This window comes from Moraxella bovis (genome assembly GCF_002014975.1).
In the GTDB taxonomy this organism is placed as follows: domain Bacteria; phylum Pseudomonadota; class Gammaproteobacteria; order Pseudomonadales; family Moraxellaceae; genus Moraxella; species Moraxella bovis.
This window is the reverse complement of the sequence record NZ_MUXV01000038.1, coordinates 1-7,189: the sequence shown is the minus strand read 5'-3', so window position 1 is coordinate 7,189 and position 7,189 is coordinate 1. Positions and strand designations below refer to the sequence as shown.

Genomic DNA, 7,189 nt, shown 5'->3' with positions numbered 1-7,189 from the left:
TTTTTAGACCAGAGCCAAAATTTATAAGCTTCATCTGATTTTTTAGGTAGCTGAATACATTTGATTGATGATGTTCTATCTGAATCTAAACGTAAATAGCGAATCTGTTCTGGAGAAACTCTACGTAGCATAGTTGGAGCATGTGTTGCGATTAGGGCTTGCGCATCCTGATATTGGGTTGCTGCTTTCAAAGCATTAACGATACGTCCTAAATAATGTGGTGATAAACTATTTTCAGGTTCTTCTAAAGCAATAATGGTAAATATGGGAGGACGTAACTTTTTAACATCAAAAGTATTGTTACCATCATTCAGAATAGAATGACTAATTGATTGCGAAGCCAACACCAATGATAAATAAAGCATTGATTTTTGCCCATCACTTAAACGTGAGAAATCTACCATATTTTCATTATGTCCAGGAGTAAAAGAGACTGACATATGACGTAAAATATTTTCAATTTCGGAATGCGCAAAAGATATTTTAGGTTCTTTGAAATAACTTCCTTTATGTAAGTTTTCCCAACTCTGTTTTAGTTTTTCACTAATGATTTTAACTGATAGGTTGTACTCAAGCTTATTATTGATTTGATTTGTTAAGTCATTGATGTCATCTCTTTCGCTTTCCCAATTGACCGCTCTTAATAGGCGTCCCAAAAGAGCATTTGTATTGTATGCAATATGGTCTAATGGATCTCTTTGAGCTGGTAAATAATGAACTTGAATTTGGTTTCTCTCAATTTTTGATACCATTTTGGTAACTTCTTTACCTTGTGAATCTGGTTCCAATACATACACAAGCGTTTCTTCGATTTCTCCCAAAAAATCCATAACTGCTGTAAGGCGAAATCTAACAATAGGCTGGTCACCTAGTTGGGTTAATCTCATATGATTAAAGAACGGAGCAACTGTTGAATTGTCTGAATCACTAGACGTCTCGGGGAAAGAAAAATCTGCTTCAATGATCAATTTTCTCTCTTCAGGAACCTCTTGTTCATGTTGTGGTATATGAAAATCGGAATGCTTAATTCGTCGTAATGCAGGATTAAACGCGAATAAACGACAAAGAGCTTGTAATACAGCCGTTTTACCAGATCCATTTGGTCCAATTAGATAAGTGATTTCATCCAATTTTAGCTCTGTTGTCTGACAACCAAAGCTTTGGAAATTAGAAAGTCTCATTGATTGCAATTTCATCTTTTACCCCAATTAAAAATACTTGAATTTCCAAAACAATGGGAAAAAATTTTTACTTACGGTTATATTTAGATCAATACTTTTTTTAAAAAGTTCGCCCATAAATATATTAAATTATTATATAATTTGTTAGTGCAATTGTAAACATTTATATATAAGAGACACAAACAAAAACACCGCCCAAAAACCCAATTTTGGACGGCATTTTTATTTTAAAATCAATAATGAATCACACTCCGAATAGATTTCCCTTCGTGCATTAACTCAAAAGCATCATTGATATTATCAAGGGGCATTGTGTGCGTCACAAAAGGCGATAGGCGAATTTTGCCCGCCATTGCGTCTTCCACCATTTGCGGTAATTGCGAGCGACCTTTAACCCCGCCAAATGCCGTGCCCATCCAAGTACGCCCTGTAACGAGCTGAAATGGACGAGTGCTAATTTCTTGACCTGCCCCCGCCACACCAATAATCACCGACTGTCCCCAGCCACGATGAGCCGATTCCAACGCAGAACGCATGACTTCCACATTGCCAATACATTCAAAAGTGTGGTCTACGCCCCATTTGGTCATTTCAATCAACACTTGCTGGATTGGTTTGTCAAAATCATTGGGGTTTAGGCAGTCAGTCGCTGTTTAGGCAGTCAGTCGCTCCAAATTCTTTGGCAAGGGCAAATTTTTCAGGGTTGGTGTCAATGGCAAAATTCGCCCTGCGTTGGCTTGTTTTGCCCCTTGAATCACCGCCAAACCAATGCCACCTAAGCCAAACACCGCCACACTATCGCCTGCCTGCACTTTGGCGGTATTATGCACCGCCCCAATGCCTGTGGTTACGCCACAGCCCAAAAGGCAGACTTCCTGTGGATTGGCTTTTGGGTTGATTTTGGCGAGCGACACTTCTGCCACCACCGTATATTCGCTAAAAGTCGAACAGCCCATATAGTGATAAATCGGCTTGCCTTCATGCGAAAAACGGCTCGTGCCGTCTGGCATCACGCCTTGTCCTTGCGTGGCTCGCACCGATACGCACAAATTGCTTTTGTTAGACTGACAAAACTCGCACTGTCCACATTCTGCCGTATAAAGCGGAATGACGTGGTCGCCCACCGCCACACTCTCTACGCCTTCGCCCACTTCCACCACCACGCCCGCCCCTTCGTGTCCCAGCACGACAGGGAACAGCCCTTCGGGGTCAGCCCCTGATAGGGTGAAGGCATCTGTATGGCACACACCTGTGTGAGTGATTTTGACCAAGACTTCGCCTTTTTTTGGGGCGTTCTACATCAATTTCTACGATTTTTAAAGGCTGGTTGGGGGCGAATGCCACCGCCGCACGGGATTTTATTGTATTCATTGTGGATACCTGATTGTGAAAATGGCAAATATTATAAGGCGTTATAGATATTTTGGCTAATTGATAATTGTGATAAGTGGGTATTAGATTTTGTGATATTCTAAAAATGCATTATTTTAATTTTAACCGCTTATTTTTAATAAGCTCATTAGCCTCCATATCCCCAAAAACAATCTCATTATCATCAATCATCGCCGTGATTTGATTATCCCCACGCATTAACCGTAATTCATTGCCAATCATTTGCCAATCGCTGGCAAATCCTGTCAATATTGGCAAAGGCTGATCGCGAACATCTTTGGTATATTGCCAATTAAAAGTTTAATGATTTTTAAATTTATACAACGTTAAAATTTGGCTGTTATCTTGATAAACACGATAACGGCAAAATAGGCTATTTATAAAAAATTCTTTAAAGATACAGCTAACAAAATTGAATTTTACTACGAAAACCGTTTGCCACAAGCTTGCCTGCAGGTCGGTTTCCGTCATGGGCAGGCTTAGCTCACCACGAACGAAAAACCGTAGCACTTTTTCATTTTGTAGGGTGTACACCACTACAATCATGATAGAATAAAGAGAAAACTAAAAGGACTAAGTCCTGTGAAATACAGAAACTTCGTCCAATCAGGGTTAATCAAGCCTTGATACAACTTAGCCTTTTATCTTATGTCTAAGATTTGGGGTCGGTTCATTCCACTGCGGACGGTTTTTTGACTCAACCGCTTTTTTCACGCTTTCACAGGCGAATTTTTTAAAATATCCATCAAAAGTTGCCAATACACCGCCACGCTCGCCACGTCCACCGCTTCATCAGGCGAATGGGCGTTGATAATCGTGGGCCCCACAGAGACGATGTCCATGTTGGGATAATTTTTCTTAATCAATCCGCATTCTAGCCCTGCATGAATGACCTTGATTTTGGGTTCATGCCCCAAAATATCAGCATACAAACGGGCGGTTATGGGCGTAATGGCAGAGTTTGGGTCATAGTTCCACCCCACATAGTCGCCGTCAAACACCGCTTTTGCCCCCACCAAATCCGCCACGCTTTGCAAGGTGCTTATCACGCCTTGTTTGCCGACTTGGGTCAAGGAGCGGACAAGCAAGGTCGCCACCAGCTCGCCATTTGCCACACCCAGCACCCCAAACGATAGCGAGGTCTCCACCACGTCAGCGATGTTGTCACTGTATCGCACCACGCCAGACGGCAGTACATTGATGAGGTTTATCACGCTTTGGCTGTTTTCTATGACGGTATCGGGTCGCTCGGTGTCTTCTATCGTGATAGACAGTTTGGGTTCTGCCGTGCCGATTTCGCTCTCTATGTCTTTGATGATAGTAGATAAATTTTCCAAAAACTGCTCTTTGCCCGCCCCATTCATCACAAGGGTTGCCACGCTTTCTCGGGCAATGGCATTTCTTAGCGAACCGCCTTTGATGTCAGCGATTTTAAAATCGCACGTCTGCGATAAAGTCGCCAACACTCGCCCCAACAGTTTAATGGCATTTGCTCGGTTTTTGTGAATGTCCACGCCCGAATGCCCGCCCTTTAAGCCCTTGACGGTCAAACTTGTCGCACTGTCATGGCCATTTTCCACATAACGCACAGGCAACGCCAAATCAGCGTCCACACCCCCTGCACAGCCCACATAAATCTCGCCTATCTCTTCGGTGTCGGTATTGACCATGATTGGAGCGGTCAGCGTCCCCGCCTGCAAGCCTATCGCCCCCACCATTCCCATCTCTTCGGTCATGGTCAGTAGCACTTCGATGTCAGGGTGAGCCACCGTCTCATCGCTTAGCACCGCCAAACAGCTCGCCATGCCAATGCCGTTATCCGCCCCCAACGTGGTGTCAGTCGCCTTTATCCATGCCTTATCATCGCTAAATCGCATGATGATGGGGTCTTTGGTAAAGTCGTGATGTGTGTCGGCATTGGCTTGGGGTACCATGTCCAAATGGGCTTGCAGGGCAATGGGCGTGCGGTTTTCCATGCCGACTGTGGCAGGTTTTTTGATGATGACATTACCAATCTCATCACGCCACACGGTAAGCCTGTGAGAACTTGCCCATGAGACGATGTGGCTTGCTATCGCTTCTTCGTGATAAGACGGGTGGGGAATGCTACAAATCTGGGCAAACCACCGCCACAGCTCGCTCGGGGCAAGGTCTTGGATGACAGATAGATTATGGTTTAGGGCGTTTTGGTTTAACATAGAATTTTCCTTGTGGGTTGTTTAAAATTGGTATTTAATAGATAAAAAGCTCACACCGCCTGCGTCCGCTCAACAAGCCACGCTTTTGCCCGACCGTCCACACGTCCGATAAGCTCATCATGAACAAGTTTGTGGTAATCGTTCAGCCAACGCTTCTCCTGTTCGGTCAAAAGATGTGGCAATATCAGACGGGTATCAAATGGGCATAAGGTCAAATCTTCAAATTTTAAAAACTCACCAAACTCGCTTTGATGTGCTTTGACCGCCACGACCAGATTTTCAAGGCGTATGCCCCATTTGCCTTCACGGTACAGCCCCGGCTCGTTACTGGTTATCATGCCTTCACTCATGATACGTTCAGGCGTAACAGGGGCGGTGCGTGAGATGACCTGCGGGCCCTCATGGACGTTTAAAAAATAACCCACGCCATGCCCTGTCCCATGCCCATAGTCTAGCCCCTGTTGCCAAAGTTGGTTACGAGCCAATACATCTAGTTGCATGGACGGTATGTCTTTGGGGAAATGGGCAGTTGCTAGGGCGATATGAGCCTTTAACACATAGGTAACATCACGCTTTTCGTCATCGCTAATTTGCCCCACGCCTGCCATACGAGTAATATCAGTCGTGCCGTTTTTGTACTGAGCCCCTGAGTCAATCAGTAGCAAACCGTCCCCGTCCAAATACGAAAATCGCTCGTCTGTCGCCCGATAATGCACAATCGCCCCATTGCCACAAAATCCTGCAATCGTATCAAAACTTGCCGAAACGTGGTTTGGCTGGCGACTTCTGGCACACTCCAACATCTCATCAATATCAAGCTCGGACACACGCTCGCCTTGGGCAAGCTTGTCTTCTAGCTCGGCAAAAAACTCGCACAACGCCACGCCGTCTTGACGCATGGCTTCACGGATATGGTTGATGTTATTGTCCGATTTTATGGCTTTTAACACGGTGGTAGGATTGACCGCTTTGATGAGTTTGGCGGTTTTTGGCAAATGGGTGAGCGTACCGACCGCCACTTTGGCAGGGTCAAATAACAAGCTCTCTACATCGCCCAAACGTTCCGCCACGCTGTCATAATGAGCCACGTCAATGCCCGCCACGCTTAGGGCGGATTTGGCGGTGTCGGTGAGCTTGTCATCATGGACAAATAAAGTCGCTGTGTCTGGCGTGATAAGTAGGTGCGACAAAAACACGGGGTTAAAATTCACGTCCGCCCCACGCAAGTTGGTGAGCCACGCAATGTCATCAAGACCACTAACAAGATGATGAGTCGCCCCCTTTTGGGTCATAATCTCACGCACTTGGGCAAGTTTTTGTTTGGCACTCGTATCCACAAATATTTCGTCATGCACATAAATCGGGGCGTTGGGTAGGTTTGGGCGGTCTTGCCAAATCTGCCCCAAAATGTCGGTGTCAATCACAAGCTCCATGCCACGCTCGGCAAAGGCTTGGCTTAGACCATCAAACTCCGCCACAGACAACACCGCACCGTCTATCGCCACTTTTGCCCCTTGGGGTAGGTTGTCCGCCAAAAACTGGGCATAAGTGGGGCGAGAATGCTCCATTTTTTGTAGCTCAATGCCTGTGCCGTCAAGCTCAATGGGGGCTTGCACCCAATAACGGCTGTCCGTCCACACCCCTGCAAAATCATGCGTGATGACCAAAGTACCAACCGACCCTGTAAAGCCCGACAACCACGCCCGACCTTGCCAATACACAGGCAAATACTCGGACATGTGCGGGTCAGCAGACGGTATGATAAGGGCGGACAATCCACGCTCGGCAAGTATCTCACGTACAGCAAGCACTCGGGCGTGGCGGACATCGGACGGGGTTTTGTGAAAGTCGGTCATAATTTTTCCTTGATGATAATACAAACGCCTATTTTACACCCAAGCCATTTTTGATACAACATTTTAGGGCATGTCTGCCTTTGGTATTTGCAATGAAAAATGCCTGTTTAAAAAAGCAGGGGAATCACACGTTTTTCAAGGAAAAAATAAAGGCTGTGGGTTTTCCATCAGACAAGTTTTTATTATGAAAAACAATCCAACCACTTAACTGGGTAAATTTTAAGATTTTTACTTAACTTTTTAAATAAGCGGTCAGATAGCCATTTTTCATGCAAAAATTGATTGAAATTGTCAAATTTCCATTGCATTTTGTGAAAATCCTCAGAACAATCGCACTACCCCTTACCAAACAACAACTGTTCAAGATAAGACTTATTCTGTGAAGCTCTCATTTTACTGCGTTTCACAGAGAGTTTAGCATCCCCATTGACTCGAATTAAGTTTAATGCGGTACGAGTCGGTAATGCTTTATTTGTTTTTTCATTACGTTCAAGACTTTTTTGGTCATCTTCACTAAAGATAACATCTAACACCCTAACGGCGTTCAGTGGTCACCTTATCT

General features: G+C 44.8%; 5 protein-coding genes and 2 pseudogenes. 1 reads left to right on the top strand and 6 read right to left on the bottom strand.

All coding sequences use genetic code 11. The features are described 5' to 3' along the window. From B0182_RS09765 to B0182_RS14380, 3 genes and pseudogenes are all read right to left on the bottom strand, one after another. Positions 1-1,196: AAA family ATPase (locus B0182_RS09765; RefSeq protein WP_143821709.1), on the bottom strand; the 1,196-nt coding region annotated here is incomplete at its 3' end. 218 nt (positions 1,197-1,414) lie between these two features. Continuing rightward, positions 1,415-2,543, bottom strand: a pseudogene (locus B0182_RS09760) (S-(hydroxymethyl)glutathione dehydrogenase/class III alcohol dehydrogenase). A 120-nt stretch (positions 2,544-2,663) separates the two neighbouring features. Continuing rightward, positions 2,664-2,831 (bottom strand): hypothetical protein, encoded by a 168-nt coding sequence (locus tag B0182_RS14380; protein WP_158079683.1) that lies wholly within the window; start codon positions 2,829-2,831, stop codon positions 2,664-2,666. 270 nt (positions 2,832-3,101) lie between these two features. On the opposite strand from B0182_RS14380, the pseudogene B0182_RS15340 reads away from it, so the two are divergent. Further along, positions 3,102-3,200: pseudogene (locus tag B0182_RS15340) on the top strand (IS3 family transposase); the annotation flags it as partial. A gap of 83 nt (positions 3,201-3,283) precedes the next feature. Here the strand turns inward: B0182_RS15340 and B0182_RS09745 are convergent. From B0182_RS09745 to B0182_RS09735, 3 genes are all read right to left on the bottom strand, one after another. After that, entirely contained in the window at positions 3,284-4,771 is a 1,488-nt protein-coding gene (locus tag B0182_RS09745) for an aminoacyl-histidine dipeptidase (RefSeq protein WP_078274759.1), read from the bottom strand. 50 nt (positions 4,772-4,821) lie between these two features. Continuing rightward, positions 4,822-6,627 carry an aminopeptidase P family protein gene (locus B0182_RS09740; RefSeq protein ID WP_078274758.1) on the bottom strand — a complete coding sequence of 602 codons (1,806 nt, stop codon included), beginning with the start codon at positions 6,625-6,627 and terminating at the stop codon, positions 4,822-4,824. 335 nt (positions 6,628-6,962) lie between these two features. Continuing rightward, positions 6,963-7,160 carry a hypothetical protein gene (locus tag B0182_RS09735; RefSeq protein ID WP_078274757.1) on the bottom strand — a complete coding sequence of 66 codons (198 nt, stop codon included), beginning with the start codon at positions 7,158-7,160 and terminating at the stop codon, positions 6,963-6,965. Positions 7,161-7,189: the final 29 nt, after the last annotated feature.

Coding starts and splice junctions, on each gene's coding strand:
- B0182_RS09745 (WP_078274759.1), bottom strand. CDS start 4,771: ATGTTAAACCAAAACGCCCTAAACCATAATCTATCTGTCATCCAAGAC.
- B0182_RS09740 (WP_078274758.1), bottom strand. CDS start 6,627: ATGACCGACTTTCACAAAACCCCGTCCGATGTCCGCCACGCCCGAGTG.